13 protein-coding genes are annotated in these 16,629 nt (G+C 47.9%); 8 read left to right on the top strand and 5 right to left on the bottom strand.

Annotated elements, in window-relative coordinates:
- Together AB3N00_RS21960 and AB3N00_RS21955 are read right to left on the bottom strand one after the other, a co-directional pair.
- Nucleotides 1-777, bottom strand: a complete 777-nt coding sequence (locus tag AB3N00_RS21960) for an isocitrate lyase/PEP mutase family protein (RefSeq protein WP_413036491.1) — start codon at nucleotides 775-777, stop codon at nucleotides 1-3.
- Nucleotides 778-834: 57 nt separating this feature from the next.
- A complete protein-coding gene (locus AB3N00_RS21955; RefSeq protein ID WP_413036490.1) occupies nucleotides 835-1,893 on the bottom strand; it encodes a bifunctional transcriptional activator/DNA repair enzyme AdaA in 1,059 nt (352 codons plus the stop codon).
- Between the two features lie 330 nt (nucleotides 1,894-2,223).
- On the opposite strand from AB3N00_RS21955, the gene AB3N00_RS21950 reads away from it, so the two are divergent.
- Complete coding sequence (locus tag AB3N00_RS21950) at nucleotides 2,224-2,811, top strand: hypothetical protein (protein ID WP_413036489.1); 588 nt, start codon at nucleotides 2,224-2,226, stop codon at nucleotides 2,809-2,811.
- A gap of 73 nt (nucleotides 2,812-2,884) precedes the next feature.
- Here the strand turns inward: AB3N00_RS21950 and AB3N00_RS21945 are convergent, their stop codons facing one another.
- Entirely contained in the window at nucleotides 2,885-3,802 is a 918-nt protein-coding gene (locus tag AB3N00_RS21945) for a phosphatidate cytidylyltransferase (protein ID WP_413036488.1), read from the bottom strand.
- A 98-nt stretch (nucleotides 3,803-3,900) separates the two neighbouring features.
- On the opposite strand from AB3N00_RS21945, the gene AB3N00_RS21940 reads away from it, so the two are divergent.
- The 3 genes from AB3N00_RS21940 to AB3N00_RS21930 all read left to right on the top strand — a co-directional run bounded on the left by AB3N00_RS21940 (nucleotide 3,901) and on the right by AB3N00_RS21930 (nucleotide 7,122).
- Nucleotides 3,901-4,443 carry a hypothetical protein gene (locus tag AB3N00_RS21940; protein ID WP_175396973.1) on the top strand — a complete coding sequence of 181 codons (543 nt, stop codon included), beginning with the start codon at nucleotides 3,901-3,903 and terminating at the stop codon, nucleotides 4,441-4,443.
- 218 nt (nucleotides 4,444-4,661) lie between these two features.
- Complete coding sequence (locus AB3N00_RS21935; protein ID WP_413036487.1) at nucleotides 4,662-5,957, top strand: GntP family permease; 1,296 nt, start codon at nucleotides 4,662-4,664, stop codon at nucleotides 5,955-5,957.
- A 22-nt stretch (nucleotides 5,958-5,979) separates the two neighbouring features.
- Nucleotides 5,980-7,122, top strand: coding sequence for a glycerate kinase (locus AB3N00_RS21930; protein WP_413036611.1), 1,143 nt, complete (start codon nucleotides 5,980-5,982; stop codon nucleotides 7,120-7,122).
- A gap of 110 nt (nucleotides 7,123-7,232) precedes the next feature.
- On the opposite strand, the gene AB3N00_RS21925 is transcribed toward AB3N00_RS21930, so the two are convergent.
- On the bottom strand, nucleotides 7,233-8,279 hold the full coding sequence (locus AB3N00_RS21925; protein ID WP_413036486.1) for a CdaR family transcriptional regulator: 1,047 nt from the start codon (nucleotides 8,277-8,279) through the stop codon (nucleotides 7,233-7,235).
- 538 nt (nucleotides 8,280-8,817) lie between these two features.
- Here AB3N00_RS21925 and AB3N00_RS21920 point away from each other — a divergent pair.
- Nucleotides 8,818-12,393, top strand: coding sequence for a DUF4073 domain-containing protein (locus AB3N00_RS21920; protein ID WP_413036485.1), 3,576 nt, complete (start codon nucleotides 8,818-8,820; stop codon nucleotides 12,391-12,393).
- A gap of 249 nt (nucleotides 12,394-12,642) precedes the next feature.
- On the opposite strand, the gene AB3N00_RS21915 is transcribed toward AB3N00_RS21920, so the two are convergent.
- Nucleotides 12,643-13,179 carry a GbsR/MarR family transcriptional regulator gene (locus tag AB3N00_RS21915; RefSeq protein ID WP_413036610.1) on the bottom strand — a complete coding sequence of 179 codons (537 nt, stop codon included), beginning with the start codon at nucleotides 13,177-13,179 and terminating at the stop codon, nucleotides 12,643-12,645.
- A 239-nt stretch (nucleotides 13,180-13,418) separates the two neighbouring features.
- On the opposite strand from AB3N00_RS21915, the gene AB3N00_RS21910 reads away from it, so the two are divergent.
- From AB3N00_RS21910 to AB3N00_RS21900, 3 genes are read left to right on the top strand one after another with little or no spacing between them, the layout of a single operon-like run.
- Entirely contained in the window at nucleotides 13,419-14,294 is an 876-nt protein-coding gene (locus AB3N00_RS21910; protein ID WP_413036484.1) for a carbohydrate ABC transporter permease, read from the top strand.
- A gap of 5 nt (nucleotides 14,295-14,299) precedes the next feature.
- Nucleotides 14,300-15,211, top strand: a complete 912-nt coding sequence (locus AB3N00_RS21905) for a carbohydrate ABC transporter permease (protein WP_413036483.1) — start codon at nucleotides 14,300-14,302, stop codon at nucleotides 15,209-15,211.
- Nucleotides 15,212-15,244: 33 nt separating this feature from the next.
- A complete protein-coding gene (locus AB3N00_RS21900; protein WP_413036482.1) occupies nucleotides 15,245-16,621 on the top strand; it encodes an ABC transporter substrate-binding protein in 1,377 nt (458 codons plus the stop codon).
- The last annotated feature ends 8 nt before the right edge of the window (nucleotides 16,622-16,629 follow it).

Below are 16,629 nucleotides of genomic sequence, written 5' to 3'. Positions count from 1 at the left end.
TCAGCTCGTTTCAAGCAGAATGCTTCGTCCCAGTTCTTTCAAATATTCCATCGCTTGCTGATATGGATAAGGTCCATAGCTTACGCGGGATACTCCCAGCTTGGCGAGTTGTTTCGGTGTTGGCTCATCGGATGTAACCATTACGTTCACTGGAAGCGTGGAGCGCTCACATAGCTCCTGAATCAGTTGTTGATTTTGCAACCCTGGAACGAATAGACCGCTCGCTCCTGCTTCTGCATAAACCTGCGATCGTACGATTGCTTCTTCCAGGTGGGATTGAGCATGCTGATCTGGTGCAGTTTGCAGAAAAATATCCGTGCGTGCGTTAATAAACAAAGGGATGTCCGCCAGTTCTGCAGCTTCCCGAGCAGCTTGTAAACGCAGACCATGCTCTTCCACCGAGTAGAGACCTGTTCCTCCTGGAAGCTGATCTTCAATGTTGATACCTATGGCTCCATGCTCGATTACCCGAAGGACATTTTCCTTCACTTCTGACGCAAACCTGCCATGTCCTCCCTCAATATCTATCGTAACAGGCAGTTTTGTACTTGATGTGATGCGAGCCAGGTTGGCAAGTACCCATGGGAAGGGCATTTCTTCTCCATCTTGTTCACCGTGGGCGGCGGCAACGGACCAGCTTCCGGTAGCGATCGCTTTGGCTCCAGTGGACTCTATAGCTAGTGTACTTCCGGCATCCCACACATTGACCAACACAAGGGGATTACCTTTTACATGAAGCTGGTGAAACAGTTCTGCTTTCTCTTTAAGGGTTTGCATCGGTTGACTCTCCTCCGTTATATCACTACAAATTGAATGGCTTTTGTCGATCATGCCTCAATGCTTGCTGTCACAACCAGCCTTCTCATGCATTAACAGCCAGTTCTTGCGAGTTAGGCCACCGCCGTATCCACCCAGATCACCACTTGCGTTAATGACCCTGTGGCACGGAATCACAATGGCCAGTTGATTGGCTCCATTCGCCTGTGCTACCGCACGGCATGCAGACGGTTTGCCCAGTGCTGCGGCGATATCCTGATATGACCTTGTCTCGCCCGGTGGAATCGCAATAAGCTGTTCCCAGACGCTCTTTTGAAATGGTGTTCCTAGACAGAACAACGGGGTATGAAATGCTGTTAGAGTCCCTTCGAAATACTGCTCCAGTTCCCGTTCTATGGAGCGAATGGGTTCAGTTACACCAGGCACAATCGCTGACTTGGTTCGCTTTCGCAGCCGCTCGACTTCCCGTTCCAGGCCTCTTCGATCCACAAATTCAAGCAAATATAGGGCATTATCATCTGCGACGGCCATCATGGGTCCAAGACGTGTATCGATCCAGGAGGCCTTCAGCACCTGTCCATCGTCCACTTGAGTAGGGGCGGCGCCCATGATTCGGGAGAAAGCATCCCGGAAACCGCTGCTGGATTCGTAGCCAGTGGATAACTGAGTATCAATGATCGTGCGACCAGAGCGGATGTTTTTCAGGGCGAGTCCCATACGACGTGCGCGGGCATATTCCACAAAGGTCATTCCGAAACGCTTTTTGAACTGACGGCGGGCCGTGGACTCATCAATGGACAGGTTTCTGAAATCCTGGCCCTTCCAACGCTTTTCCGGATTGTTTTCGACTGCCTCAACCAATACACGTACTACATCAGACACCTGATTGGGATGGGACAGGGGGCGACAGCGCTGACAAGGCCGAAATGAAGCAAGAAGTGCTTGTTGTGCAGTTTCGTAAAACTCACAGTTCTCGAATTTGGGCTTCCGTGCAGGGCAGGTTGGGCGACAGAACACCCCCGTCGTTTTGACGCCGACATAAAATAAACCTTCATATTCCGAATCTTTGGCCACCAGGGCCTGATAGTATTGTTCTTTTAGTTCAGCAGAGATCATTGAACGCACGTCCTTACGATTTTTGTTCCAGTCATCAGATTATAACTCCTTCAGAAGGTTACCCTTCCTTGATATTATAAAAAAACGATCCATGAGGCGTCGCCGAAATTCAGGCATTAATATTTTTATTTGAAGAACATACATGGAAATGAATTTCTTGACCTTATTGAGATAACACATGTCCATTTTAAGGATCGCCGAGGCAGGTGCGGTAAAGAATTTATGAATGATTTACATATAATGGAGCTTCATGAGGGACGATATGGTGTAGTGATTATTAAGACATGTGTTGTTTCGATCTATTAGACCAAGGTGGAAGGAGTCCCAGTGATGAAAAAGAATATAAATAAATCTGCTCTATGGGTGTCGATGCTGTGCATCCTGCTGCTGATCAGCGCCTGTGGCGCGAAAAATAACAATGAATCGGTTCAGGAACACGCCTATCCGCAATCGAAGGAGCCTATTGAGGAAGCGGGGAACAGTTCGGTTCCCAACTCGGACGCCAAACAGGGCAATGAGGACCCCGCAAATACGGCGGAGGGGAATGAAGGTAAACTGTCAGCCCAATCCGATTCATCTGCGAACGCAGACAAACCCATTACAATTAGCATTGATCAGTCGGACAAGCCAACGGAGAACAAGAGCTTTAATTTTTCCGTGAATCAGGTACCTGAGGGGTATACCCTATCTGAATTGCGGTGGACATCCAACCAGATCACCATTGTAAACACGCCAGCAGAAGCCATTCAGCACGGGGGTGACGGTAAAGAAGGCTTTTATATCAGCGGTAACGGACAATTCTCCGGCTTTAAGTACACGGATGAGATGAAGGGTGAACGGGGCAAGATCACTCTTGTTTACGAAAACGAAGCGGGTCAGGAGATCATGGCAGAGAAGGAAGTTGAATTGAAAAAATAAGTCAAAGCAGCCGGAGACGGCTGCTTTTCTTGTTATATCAAAACAGGTGCCTGACATCGTAAGCCCTGTCCTTCTACATAAAGTCAAAGAAATAACGCACTACATGAAACATGACCGGAGAGGTGTAGGTCAGGCTGTCGACCCGGCTCAAATAGCTTTTTTTGAGTGCATCAAATTTATTGTCGTCCCCGATCAACAAGTCACGCTTCAGCACAGACACCGTCAGACTTCCGAAGAAACCGGCGAGGCTGATCAATACACCGATGAAGATTCCGAATTGCCAATCAAACGGAGTCAGATAAGGGTGAATGAAGTAAGAGGCAGCGGTAGTGATAACGAATGCACAGACGAAACCTTCCCAGGTCAAAAAGGGATTGGCCGTGGGCACCACTTTGCGTTTGCCCAAGTAAAGAGAAACCAGATAGTGCACCACATCGTTAAGCTGTGTCAATACAACCAGGAACAGCACCAGCTTCGACCCATACTCCGACGTTGCGAACGGGAAGTAGGCCAGATGGCTGAGCCCGAATACCATCAGCATCAACCCCCACTGCGTAGAACTCACGCTTCGCAGAAAGCCGACCGTTCCCTTGTTAATCAGGCGTGGCAGCGGCAATACGAGGAAGACGTACAGTGGAATAAAGACGATAAACATTCCATACCATCCAATATAGATCCAGTAGAACTGAACCGGTATGGCGAGATACGCCCACAGAAAAAGTCTGCGATCCGCCTTGCGTGTGGTACGGATCATGGAGAAATACTCCTTGAGCGCAAAGAACGCGAGCACCATCAACGAGATTAGGGAGACAATCGGATTGAAGAGGGTGGCAAGACAGAAAATGACGAGCATGCCCCACCAGGTCTTGATTTTGTTGCCAATGCCCGAATAATCCTTGTCCGGCTGAAGCTTTGCAATGATTTTGTACACGATATGTATGACGAGTAAAGCTGCGAAAATGAGAGTTAATGTGAAGAGCGAACTGCTCACGTACCGATCACCTGCTTATTCCAGAAGTAAGATCCCATAATAGGGTACCTATGTTATTATGAAGGAATAGTGCCAACTTGATAAGGGGAAATTTCGTCATGACAGCTGAACACTCGATCTATATCCTGCTTACGAATACAGGGACATTGTTTACCAAAGTCATTCAAAGCTACACCAGAGCACCATATAATCATGCCTCGATCTCCTTTAACCGGGAATTATCCGAGCTGTACAGCTTCGGCCGCAAGCACCCCAACAACCCGCTGAATGGTGGTTTCGTGAAGGAAGACATACAGACAGGTACATATAGCAAATATCCGAATACGACATGTGTCATTTACGAGCTTCAGGTTACGGATCGTGAAGTGGAAAAGATGAAGCGGGTGCTGCAGATCTTTATTCGCAGCCGCCAGAAATATATGTACAATCTGCTGGGTGTGATCGGCATTACCTTGAAGGAACCCGTAGAATTCAGCAACTCCTACTTCTGCTCCCAGTTCGTGGCTGAAATTCTCCAGCGTTCTGGCATCAAGCTGTGGAACAAGCTGCCCGCGCTCGTAACCCCGGATGATTTCCGGCAGAGTGATCGATTGAAGCTGGTGTATGAAGGAAAGTTAAGTGACTATAAGCCGGGTGCATAAATGCTGAACAGCCTGCTGCCGCAGATCATTGGGCAACAGGCTGTTTCTGTATTTCACCGGGAGGTTTTCACCGACTCGTCAAAATCAACCTCAATATTGTCCTTTTTCTTAGAGTTGTGCATATGAACAATGAATTTCGTCCTTTTATCAATATTTATTAAACGTTCCAGCGTCTATAATGAAAGCGTGTTCAACAAGTGCATGGGGGGCAATTGACAATGGAACCTTTAACAATTAGCTGGATCGGCGCACTGGCAGGGCTTGCTATTGCCATCATATTGATCTTGAGAAAGCTGAATCCGGTCTATTCTTTATTTCTGGGAGCAATTGTAGGCGCTTTAATTGGTGGAGCGAACCTGGATGAGACCGTAAATATACTGGTGAATGGCACCCAAAGTGTAATGGGCACCGTGCTCCGCGTGCTTGCGGCAGGGGTGCTGGCAGGTGTCATGATGGAGTCTGGAGCGGCGGAGACGATAGCCCAGGCCATTGTACGGAAATTTGGCGGCAGCAAGGCGATATTGGCGTTGGCACTGGCCACGATGATTATTACAGCCGTTGGGGTATTTATCCCCGTAGCCGTCTTGATCGTAGCACCAATTGCACTGTCTGTAGGTAACAAAATGGGCATTTCCAAACTGGCATTGATTCTCGCTCTATCTGGCGGTGGCAAGGCGGGGAACATCATATCCCCGAATCCCAATACGATTGCAGCAGCACGAGGATTCGAACTGGATCTCAGCAATGTCATGCTGGCAGGCGTAATTCCAGCCATCTGCGGATTAATTGTAACCGTTATCGTAGCTTCGATGCTCAAAAACAAAGGCGTTATGGTCACCGATCAGGAAGCGGAGCAGGGTGAAGTGGATACCTCCCAATACCCTCCGCTGAAAAAGGCAATTGTAGCGCCATTGGTAGCCATCATTCTGCTGATGATTAATCCAATTGGTTCGATCACAGGAATTGAGGCATTGTCCACGTTCAAAGTAGATGCGATGTATATTCTGCCGCTTGCCGGCATCATCGGCATGCTGGCGATGGGACAAGGCAGGAACATTGTGAAATATACCACTTCTGGATTGAATAAAATGACAGCGACGGTCCTTATTCTGGTGGGTGCTGGCGGGATCGCGGGACTAATCTCTGCTTCCGACCTGTCGGGCCAGGTTGTCAGTCTGATTGAAGCATCGGGTATATCAGGTACCTTCCTGGCACCTATTGCAGGTATTCTGATGGCTGCAGCGACAGCATCCACATCAACAGGTGTTATTCTGGCGACAGGTTCGTTCGGCGACGCAATCCTGAACATGGGAACGGCTCCGCTGGCCGCAGCAGTTATGGTGCACACCGGGGCAACCGTCATCGACTCCCTGCCTCAGGGCAATTACTTCCATGTTTCGGCAGACAGCATGAAGATGACCATTCGGCAGCGGATGGGCGTCATTCCTTATGAAGCAATTGTGGGTGGAACGATGGCAATTGTAGCCACATTATTATATGGATTTATCCTCTAATAACAAGGATGGGGTGAGAAGAATGGGAGAGAAGACATTTGTACTGGCACCGGATTCATTCAAGGAGAGTATGACGGCGAAGGAAGTTTGTATCGCGATGGAAAAAGGATTGCGTAAAATTTATCCGGCAGCGAGTTACATCCATGTGCCCATGGCAGATGGCGGCGAAGGGACGGTGCAATCGCTGGTAGATGCCTCCGGTGGTGCCATTCACCGTAAAGAGGTGAGTGGGCCGCTTGGTCAGCCGGTCATGGCAAAGTACGGCATTCTGGGTGACGGCACAACGGCAGCCATCGAGATGGCTTCGGCCAGCGGGATTCATCTGGTAACCAAGGACACCCGAGATCCACTCCGGACGACGACATATGGAACAGGAGAGCTGATTCGGGAATGTCTGGACCTCGGAATTCGCAAAATTATTATCGGAATCGGCGGTAGTGCCACCAACGATGGCGGTACTGGCATGGCCGAGGCGCTGGGGGCGAAGTTTCTGGATGCTCAAGGTCAGCCGCTTGCCCGTGGTGGCGGTGCTCTGAACCAGTTAGCCCATATCGATGTATCCGGCTTGGATCCACGTTTGCAGGAAGTGGAGCTCATTGTCGCTTGTGATGTGACCAATCCGCTGTGCGGGGAGCATGGTGCTTCCAGGGTGTTTGGGCCGCAGAAGGGTGCTACACCGGAAATGGTACAGCTGCTGGATGCCAACCTCTCCCATTATGCGGAGGTGGTGAAGCAGCAGCTGGGTAGAGATATTCGGGATGTTCCAGGTGCAGGGGCAGCGGGTGGACTGGGTGCAGGATTGCTGATTTTTACCCAGGCCGTTCTGCGTAAAGGCATTGAGATTGTCATCGAATATACAGGTTTGCAGGGCAAGCTGAACCATGCAGATGTGGTGTTTACAGGTGAGGGTGGAATCGACTTTCAAACAAAATTCGGCAAAACACCATACGGTGTTGCAAAGGCAGCCAAGGAAGCAGGCAAACCGGTTATTGCCATCGCAGGATGTGTTGGCGAAGGAATCGATACACTGTACAGTGAGGGAATCGATGCCGTGTTCGGTATTGTCCCGGGCGCAGCCGATCTGGGTGAGCTGCTTCGTGCAGGGCCAAAGAATGTGGAGCGCACCATGGAGAATATTGCGAGGGTACTGAAGTTGCGCTTCTGATCGTAGATCTAAACGTTGTAATTGAAGATAAAAAAATGATTGAGACGGGGGATGGTTCCTGCAGGAGTGCAGGTATCGTGTGCCCGTCTCTTTGCTGTTTAGAGCTGGTGCTACTGATAGAACGCAAGCAGTCCATGGGTAAGTTCAATCAGTTCGAGCAAGTTTCGTGGATCCTTGCCCGTAACGCTCTGTATGCGCTTGAGGCGATATTGCAGGGTGTTTCGATGAATATTAAGGTCAGCAGCTGTTGTGGTCATGCTGCCATTATGATGGATAAAGCTGCGCAGGGTGTCCAGCAGATCCGCATGATCTTCCAGCCTGCTGACGATGTTGGCCTGAGAAGTCAGGCGGGCATTGCTGAATTGCACCAGAAATTGCACCTCATCGTAACGGATGAGAGATGCAGCCGGCTGAAGTGCCAACAAAATATTCATGGCGGACCTTGCCTGTTCATAACATACGGCGATGTTGGGTTCTCTCCGGCTAACAGAGATAAAGCAGTGAGGTTGTTCCAGTTGTAATCGCTGAACCAGGGGATCAAGGTCTGATTCGCTCTGAATCATGACGATGTGTGCATTGCCTTCGTCCTCAATGGAGAAGGAAGGGAACTGTACTACTATTTTGCCGAACTCTTCATTAAATCCAGGTGAATTCACGAGGGCCCTCATATATAGGAGAACCGTTGGCAATTGCAGATCCAGATTATATTGCAATGCTTCCTTCCTGAACTTCATAGAGTAGGAACCGGAATGATTCAACAGACGTTCCAGAAAAGCCTTTTTGCGGGAGGCTTCATGCGCCAGGTTCTCCAGTTGATTCCGTTGTTCGATGAGGAGAGAAACAGTTGTCCGCACAATGTTGCAGAACGGACGGACTTCGTCCGGATGACCGGATATCCCGATCACACCGACATGCTGATTGTTGATACCAATCGGCTCATTGGTGCCCATTTTCTCCAATCGGCCATCCTGCCAGACCTCAATTCGGTTTCCTGTAGTTAGTGCCCGAACAGCCCCCTGATGAACCGTACCGACCCGCTCCTTCTGACCGCTCCCTATAATAATGCCTTCCTCGTTCATAATATTGATGTTGTAAGGGATGTCCTGCATCATTTTGTCGACGATATCCTGTGCCTGTTTCTCAGTAAGCTGCAGCAATGCAGTTCCTCCTTTCCATCGGTTCAGTCTCAGTAGATCATCTAATTTCCAATTCCCGTTCCAAAGTTATTCAATATTGTGCATATGAACGAAATTATAGATGATTGATAAGGCTTACACAAATAATTGCGTTCACGTAATTACTGACCATTACTTTATATCTGTCAGCACGTAGATTTTGCAAGGTGGAAAGATGCTGATTGGATGCAAAGGAAGAAGGGCAATGTAGGTCTCTATCATTACATATAAATCGAAAAATGATGAATAATGACGAAAAATATTTAAGATTCGACCTGATTTTCACCTCTAGAAAGGGTGTTTTACCATTTTTTAGATCGATTGTTCAGAATCCGTTCAGACTAAAGTACTAGAATGAGATTAACGGTGTTTGTAAACCGAATGAGTTTTATTAAAGGAGCGGTGCTGTTCATTAAACAGTTTGGAACAGAAAGTTAACCAGAAATAGACGAGAACCGGGATAAGTAGAGAATAAATCAAGCATTTTTTAACATGGGGCTACAAGCTCAAGGAGGAAGAAATGAATAAGTTAGTGAAAAAAACAGTTAGTATGTTATTAATCTTTGTCATGGTATGTCCATGGTTAGCATCTACGTGGGTGCAAGCGGGGCCGTCGGCATCAACGCCTGTAGTAGCGAATCCAACCATCGATGTTTCCGATGTGACTGCTAATTCGGTAGAGTTAAGCTGGGCGAGAGCAGCAGATGATTTAACAACTCAAGAAGAATTGAAGTATTCTGTATATCGATCTACTCAAGACAACATCAGCACTGTAACGGATGCAGTGTATAATGGTACTCCGATTGCAATCGAAGTTAATGATCTTGTTACGATAATGGCGACAGAGTTAACTGCAGATACTACTTATTATTTTAATGTCGTGGTTTCTAATTCCCATGGAAATAAAGCCGCATATATGCCCGAAAAGACAACTACGGAACCAGATGTATTTGTACAAGCTTTAACACCGTTAGAGAAACTGAATCGGGCCAAGCAGAATAAAAGTGTAAGCGAAATGGTTGCTTTTATCGAAAACTCTTCTAATGGAATTGTACTCCCACAGAATTACATTGATTGGGACGGTGAATTGAAAGAAGCTGTGGCCACCAAACTTTTTTCGTTTGAAGGAGTTTATGAAAGTGTAGAACAGGCTCAGTATTTATTGGATATGTATGCAAGTTTGACTGGATTATCTGACTTTTTTGGTGACAGAACATTGAATGGTTACATGAATAGCATTAGTACATTTTTTAATCAATTGGCATACCTACCAAACATGTTTCCAAATCACTCAGACTTCATTAGCGTGTCTCAAACTGGAGTTAAGTTTGGCTCCCTCACTATTTATGAAAGATTCATTTTTGCTTATAAAATCAAACTTGAGCAGTTGCGTAACCCAGTATCGACAGCTCAATTTATAGATCATGTTCCAGCCGTATTTCCAACGTATACATCGATCAATACTGCAAAAAATGCTATTTATATGAAAAATGCTTTGGTCCGCTTGCGCTTGATGCAGAAGGAAGCAGATGAATACAATGCGTCAAATCCACAGCAGCCAATGGAACCATTTTGGTTCAATTTTGATAAAGTAGATGATCCCTCATTTACTTATTCACGGTACCAGGAACTTGCTCAATGGATGGTAGACAAGAGACCTGCCGGTGGTTTTGCAAGTTTCTCGCAAATTCAACAAACCTTTGACTTATTTTTTAATCCAGTTCCACCCACAGCACCCCCTGCACCTAATGTTCAAGCGGATGATATGAATAACACCATAATCGGTGCGGATTCTACAATGGAATATTCATTGAATGGTGGTTCGCAGTGGTTCTCTTACGTGCCAGAAGAAAATCCCCGCATTGATGGGGCGTACACCGTCTTGGTTCGGGTTAAAGCTAACGGTAATGTCCCTGCTGGTGAATCGGCGACGTTAACTTTTACAGAAAATGTGCTGCGGACACCAATGGAACAACTGAACCAAGCGGTGGATGCAGAAAATGTAGATGATGTTCTATCTATTATCCGCAACAGCCCTGAGCTTGTAACACTTCCTGCGGGGTTCAATGATCTTACCCTTGAAGAGCAATTAGCTGTAGCCCAAGCTTTGATTGATTTGCTTCCTGATGAATATGATTATGATGTTGAAGGACAAGTGAGGTATACAGTTGAGCTGGCATATGAAGCCGTGCTTGCCTACAAGGCAACCAGTCAGTCTGAGATGCAAAATCACTTGGATAATTTCTATTTGAAGCTTTCTCAAGTAGATGATTATTTCTCCATTGAAGAGTTTGAAGAATTCCGTATGCTCAGCAAAAAATATGTGGATGGATCTGTTGTAGATCAGAAAATGATTGCTTATTTGGCCCGCCTTGTGATGGAACAAGAGGAGTTGTCAGTGGATCAGGCTGTGCTCGGCATGGTTATGATCTTGACCATTTCTCCTTCCTTTAATGTAGACACTACGGACGAGATGAGTCAGACTTTGGTTACACTTCTGATGATCCAACAAGAGGTTGAAGAATTCAACAACCAGGCAGGAGAGGGGGAATTTGAGGATTTCCCATTGAACTTTTCGAGATTGACAGAGTTGTCGAGCGATGAGTCTAAGATCGAAAAGCTTGCACAATGGATGCTGGACAAGAGACCGGCTAATGGTTATGTAAGCTATACGGAGGTTCAATCCGCATTTGACGAGTTTTTTGAACCCAAAACTCCGGTTACCAATCCGCCAAGCAGTGGTGGAAGCACTGGTGGCGGATCTTCATCCACTCCTGTAACATCGGCGGCAGCAACAAACCAGGAAACACTTACGGTTGATGTGAATGGTACCAATGGGACCAATTTGGTGAAAACAACGATTACACGTACAACCAATACAGACGGTACAGTGAAGGATCTCGTAACGATGTCCGAAGCCATTGCCAAAGAGTCTGTAGAGAAAGCGAAACAGCTTGGCATGGATACAGCGCGCATCGTTATTCCGGACGCCAAAGATACCGTTTCCGAGACTCGCATTGAACTGCCAAAAGCAGCGGTAAAACAGCTGAATGATGGTGGACTTAAGCTGGAGATCTCAACAGAGAATGCAATCATTTCGATTCCAACGGCCTCGACCGCTGGCTTCGACCAAGATTTGTACTTCCGCGTGGTTCCGATGAAGCAGGAATCCCAGCGCCAAGAAGTGGAAGAACGCGCGAAGAAAGAGCAGCTGATCCAGCAAATTAAACCTGATGCAGACGTAAACGTATTGGCTCGTCCGGTAGAGATTGAAACGAATATGCAAAGTCGTGAAGTCACACTGACGTTGCCGCTGCGCGACAGTCTGCCAACGGATGCAGCTGCACGTCAGCAGGCATTGGACAACCTGGCTGTGTACATTGAGCACAGTGACGGTACCAAAGAGCTGATTCAAGGCAAGCTGGTCAAGCTGAACGATGGCAGCGAAGGCATCGAATTTACAGTAAGTAAATTCAGCACGTTCACGCTGGTTGTTGTGGATGGTCTGAAAGCATCGCAAGATACACATAAACCATATATTAATGGCTTTGGGGATGAGTTCCATCCAGATGCATTCGTGACACGTGCACAAATGGCAGCCATGCTGGCGCGCAACCTGCCGGAGGGAACAGAGACGGCGAACTCCGTCAGCTTTATGGATGTAGATGCAACTCACTGGGCTGCCAGCAACATTGAACAGGCCCAGGCTGCAGGCATCATGAAGGGTATGAGTGCGACTCAATTTGCGCCAGAAGGTTCAGTCACTCGTGCGCAAATGGCGGCCATTGCTTACCGCTGGATGCAGCAGCAATCCAATGCTGCAGCAGCTAATGAACCTGGCGCATCCTTTGCAGATGTATCTACAGACTCCTGGGCTGCTGAAGCAATCGCGTATGTGCAATCTGCTGGTTTGATGACCGGATACACGGATGGTACGTTCAAACCGGACAACAAATTGACTCGAGCTGAAGCAGTAAAAGTGTTAAATGTGCTGTTCAACCGTACACCGGTAACAGGAACGTCCAGTGTTACATTTACCGATGTACCTGCAACACACTGGGCTTATGCAGATATTGAAGCCGCAGCACAGAAATAAGCGTCAGTAGAAGAGAACACCAAAAAGGCCACCCGAAGGGGTGACCTTTTTTTGTTTTAACGAACTATCACATACGAATAGAGGTAATTTTACATGTGTGTCATTGTAACGAACTGTAGGTGCTTTATTCATCACATTGTTTATACTTTTGCACGTTTGTGCCGAGATAAGGTCGCTGAGGTCCCATAGAATCTCTATTTCAGGCTAGTCCTCACAACAGAGTGCTTCCGGTTCCTTAGCATTTCAGTTTCAACTGCTTTGTCCGCTTTCTTGTGGAGCATTTTCATAAAAACCGCCATCCCGCAGTTGGTTTACAAATCCCTGCAGCCACTGATAATACTGCTCTGCATGCTGCAGCTTATGCAGGTCCCGTAGAGCTTCCTCCCGCTCCTCTGGCAGCGTCGTTCTGGCGAGAATAATCTCGGATAACTCCGGAATAACCTCCTGAAGGCTTTCCTGCATGACGTCGATTTCCCGCTGGAGTTTGGCTCCAAAGAAGTTTTGGAACGTTCGGAAAAAGTCTGTTTCTGCCAAATAAAGATCCTGCCGCTCTCGCTTTTCCTCCAGTTTGTAAATCATCTGTGACTCTGTAAGAGAACGTACCGCATAGCTCATATTGCTCTTGCTCATGTTCATGGAAGTCTTCATTTCTTCCAGTGTCATGGGTCGATCCTCGAAATACATAATGCCATACAATTGGCCAAAGGAATGATTCACTCCGTATAAATCCATGGTATGGGCAATCGCGTCTATGACTTTCTCCCTCAGCTCACGCCGATAGGACATCGAAACATGATCCTGATCCCCGGCTGCATCTTTTCCCACAATCTCACCTCTGGTATATGGATGGGATTTCCTTTTACGTTTTCATATTTTACATGACTTCCCGAGATTTTAACATAACCCGGAATTTGTTTTTTCAAATGTATTATACAATCATTTTTGTACAGAAGAGAATATAGAGCAATTTTAACCGAGTTTATTCTTAATGTTAAATAAAAATTGAACGATGAGGAGTGTGTGAATTGCGTGTGAAATTATGGAGGGAAACAGAGGCAATTCTGTTCACCCTTCCCGCTCTGGTCCCGCTGCTGGTTTTCTGGCTCGGGCCTCTGGGATACATTGTTTATCTGAGTTTTACGGATTGGGATTTCATGAGTCCGGACAAACTGTTCGTTGGTTTGGAGAACTACAGCTATCTGCTAACCAACTCTGAATTCTACCAATCGCTGAAGGTGACCTTATTGTTCGGATTAGGGAGTGTTGTGCCCACCATCGTTGGTGGACTGGCGCTGGCACTGCTCATGAACAGCCGGATCCAATCATCCGGACTGTTCCGGACGCTGCTGTTTTCCCCTTGGGTGACACCAACGGTAGCCGTATCCATTGCATGGTCATGGATATTTGAACCGGAGGTTGGACTTGCCAACCTCATGCTGGGCTGGGTTGGTGTATCTCCCATTGGCTGGCTTCGGGATGCCGACTGGGCACTTGTGGCTGTTCTCATCGTCACCCTTTGGAAATCCATTGGCTGGTCCATGGTGTTCTATCTGGTTGCCCTGCGCAACCTGCCATCCGATCTGTTGGAGGCCGCTTCCATAGATGGGGCAGGGAGCTGGGACAAGTTTCGAAGTATTACACTGCCATTGATCTCGCCAACCACATTCTTCCTGTCTATCATTCTGACAATCCAGTCCCTTCAGGCCTATGATCAGATCAATGTAATGACGCAGGGGGGACCCGCCGGATCAACAAGAACACTGCTCTATATGTATTATCAGTCTGCGTTTGAATCTTTCAACGTAGGCGAGGCATCGGCGATTGCTGTTGTCATTATTCTGATCTGCGTACTGCTGTCGGGCATATCGTTCCTGCTCAGCAGACGCCTGGTGCACTACTAATGGACATGACCGCAATAAGTAAACAACAAACAAGTAAAGGTTCGAGTCGTGAGAAGACGCAAAAGAAGAAGGTTCCTCGTGCAGGGAAATTCTGGGGTACCGCAATCCGTTATCTGCTGCTCGCGTTAATCAGCCTGGGCATGGCCTTTCCTTTTTACTGGATGGTGATCAGCGGCTTCAAGACCAATGATGAGATCTGGCAGTTCCCGCCGACCTTCTGGCCGGAGACGTTCCGCTGGAACAATTATGTGGATGCATGGCAGTCGGCGCCATTTGCCCGTTACATGTTGAACAGCACAGGTGTAGCTGCTGCAATCTGTCTGTTCCAAATTATCAACTCCAGCATGATGGCTTACGCCTTGACCCATATGCGTTTTCGAATAAAGGGCGTACTCACCGGACTTATTCTGGTCGGGTATATGATTCCGAGTACGGCAGTCTATCTGCCCAGTTATCTGGTACTCAGCGAGCTTCGGTTGCTGGATTCCTATACAGGCTTGATTGTATCCAACTGTGTCAGTGTGTTCTCCATTTTCCTGATCCGTCAGGCGTTCATGCAGGTGTCTCATGAGCTGGTGGAAGCCGGGCAGCTGGATGGGGCGTCTCACTTCCGCATTTTGTGGACCATCATAGCCCCGCTGGTTCGCTCGACATTTGCCGTGATGGTATTGATTACGTTTATCGACCAGTACAACAACTATTTCTGGCCGATGCTCATTACCAAAGATCCCAATCTGCAGCTGGTGTCAGCAGGTCTGCGCAGCTTTTTCGTGGAGGGCGGAGCCTATGGACTGGCTTGGCCGCAGATTATGGCTGCCAGTGCGTTTACCATCGCACCGCTGCTCATTCTCTTCCTGTTTACCCAGAAAACGATCATGCAAAGTGTAAACATGACCGCTGGCGTGAACAAAAACTGATTTTTACAACATATCTATATAGGAGGAATCAATATGAAATGGAATCTGGCGAGTACAGCGTGGAAGAAAAAATTAAAACTCAGGTGGAAAGGCGGCATGTCACTGGTATTGGCGGCGAGCTTTGCTCTGATCACAGCATGTGGTTCCACAGCGGACAGCGGTTCAGGTACAGGATCAGATGCAGCGGCAAGCGGGGCGGATTCGGCGCCCAGCGGTCCGGTAGAGATTGAGTTCTGGTACGGCCTGGGGGGTAACCTGGGGGATAACATGAAGAAAACGATTGACGCCTTCAATGCCTCCCAGAACGAAGTTGTCGTCAAAGGTATTGTGCAAGCGGATTATACAGAAACCGAACAGAAACTGCAGGCAGCGATTGCTTCCAAAAAGGTACCCGCAGCCGTACTTAGTGCCAATATGGACTGGGCCCGCAAAGGGTATTATGCATCCATGGATGAAATGATTGCTGCCGACCAGGACTTCAATAAAGAGGACTATGTCCAAACGTTCCTGGACCAGGGGAAAGTGGATGGCAAGCAGTACTTTTTGCCGATGTACGGGACCACCCAAGTGATGTATTACCGTATGGATACCCTAAAGGAGAATGGGATCGACCCTGCAAGTCTGACGACATGGGAAGCGCTGGCGGATGCTGCCGCGAAGATGACCAAGCAGGAGAATGGCAAAACCACCTTCTACGGCTGGGAGCCGATGTGGGGCAGTGATAACATGATCGACGCCGTGCTTGGGAAGGGCGGACAGATTCTGAGTGATGACGGCAAGATGGTGATGATCGATTCACCGGAGTGGGTAGAGACATGGGAACTGTTCCGCAAATGGATTCATGAGGACAAGATTATGGGCATTCACTTTGGCGGACAAGGCTGGGAGTACTGGTACAAAACGATTGATGATGTCATGAAAAATAAAGCAGCAGGCTACACCGGCTCCAGCGGTGATCAGGGCGACCTGGACTTCAGTATCGTGGCAGCCATGGAGCAACCAGGCTGGGAAGGTGTAGGACAAGGCAAACCGGTAGCGAGTGCAATCATGGCCGGCATCCCGGCTGAAGCAAGTCCTGAACAGCAGCAAGCAGCATACCAATGGCTGACGTATTTCTCGGAGACTGCCAACACAGCGGCTTGGTCCATGAACACAGGATACATTGCCGTCCGTCAGTCTGCGCAGGAAGATCCGGATTTCAAAGCGTTCAGTGAAGAAAATCCACAAATCAAGGTCCCTCTTCAACAAGCAGCGCATGCTTCCGCTCCATTCCAGGATCCGACTGGCGGCAAGATTAACGAAGCGTTGAAGGATGCGGCAGACCAGGTGCAGATTAACAATATGCCTGCTGAACAGGCCCTCAAGGAAGCCAAAGAGAAGGCTCAGAAGGAACTGGATCGGGTGAAATAAGGAGCTTA

It is taken from the genome of Paenibacillus xylanilyticus (assembly GCF_047246825.1).
Lineage (GTDB): Bacteria > Bacillota > Bacilli > Paenibacillales > Paenibacillaceae > Paenibacillus > Paenibacillus xylanilyticus_B.
Note: the sequence above shows the minus strand (reverse complement) of the source record. Positions and strands in the feature narration are given on the sequence as shown.

Excerpts from the sequence above, each read along its gene's own strand:
- AB3N00_RS21960 (WP_413036491.1), bottom strand. The coding sequence starts at position 777 with ATGCAAACCCTTAAAGAGAAAGCAGAACTGTTTCACCAGCTTCATGTA.
- AB3N00_RS21955 (WP_413036490.1), bottom strand. The coding sequence starts at position 1,893 with ATGATCTCTGCTGAACTAAAAGAACAATACTATCAGGCCCTGGTGGCC.
- AB3N00_RS21950 (WP_413036489.1), top strand. The coding sequence starts at position 2,224 with ATGAAAAAGAATATAAATAAATCTGCTCTATGGGTGTCGATGCTGTGC.
- AB3N00_RS21940 (WP_175396973.1), top strand. The coding sequence starts at position 3,901 with ATGACAGCTGAACACTCGATCTATATCCTGCTTACGAATACAGGGACA.
- AB3N00_RS21935 (WP_413036487.1), top strand. The coding sequence starts at position 4,662 with ATGGAACCTTTAACAATTAGCTGGATCGGCGCACTGGCAGGGCTTGCT.
- AB3N00_RS21930 (WP_413036611.1), top strand. The coding sequence starts at position 5,980 with ATGGGAGAGAAGACATTTGTACTGGCACCGGATTCATTCAAGGAGAGT.
- AB3N00_RS21920 (WP_413036485.1), top strand. The coding sequence starts at position 8,818 with ATGAATAAGTTAGTGAAAAAAACAGTTAGTATGTTATTAATCTTTGTC.
- AB3N00_RS21915 (WP_413036610.1), bottom strand. The coding sequence starts at position 13,179 with ATGTCCTATCGGCGTGAGCTGAGGGAGAAAGTCATAGACGCGATTGCC.
- AB3N00_RS21905 (WP_413036483.1), top strand. The coding sequence starts at position 14,300 with ATGACCGCAATAAGTAAACAACAAACAAGTAAAGGTTCGAGTCGTGAG.
- AB3N00_RS21900 (WP_413036482.1), top strand. The coding sequence starts at position 15,245 with ATGAAATGGAATCTGGCGAGTACAGCGTGGAAGAAAAAATTAAAACTC.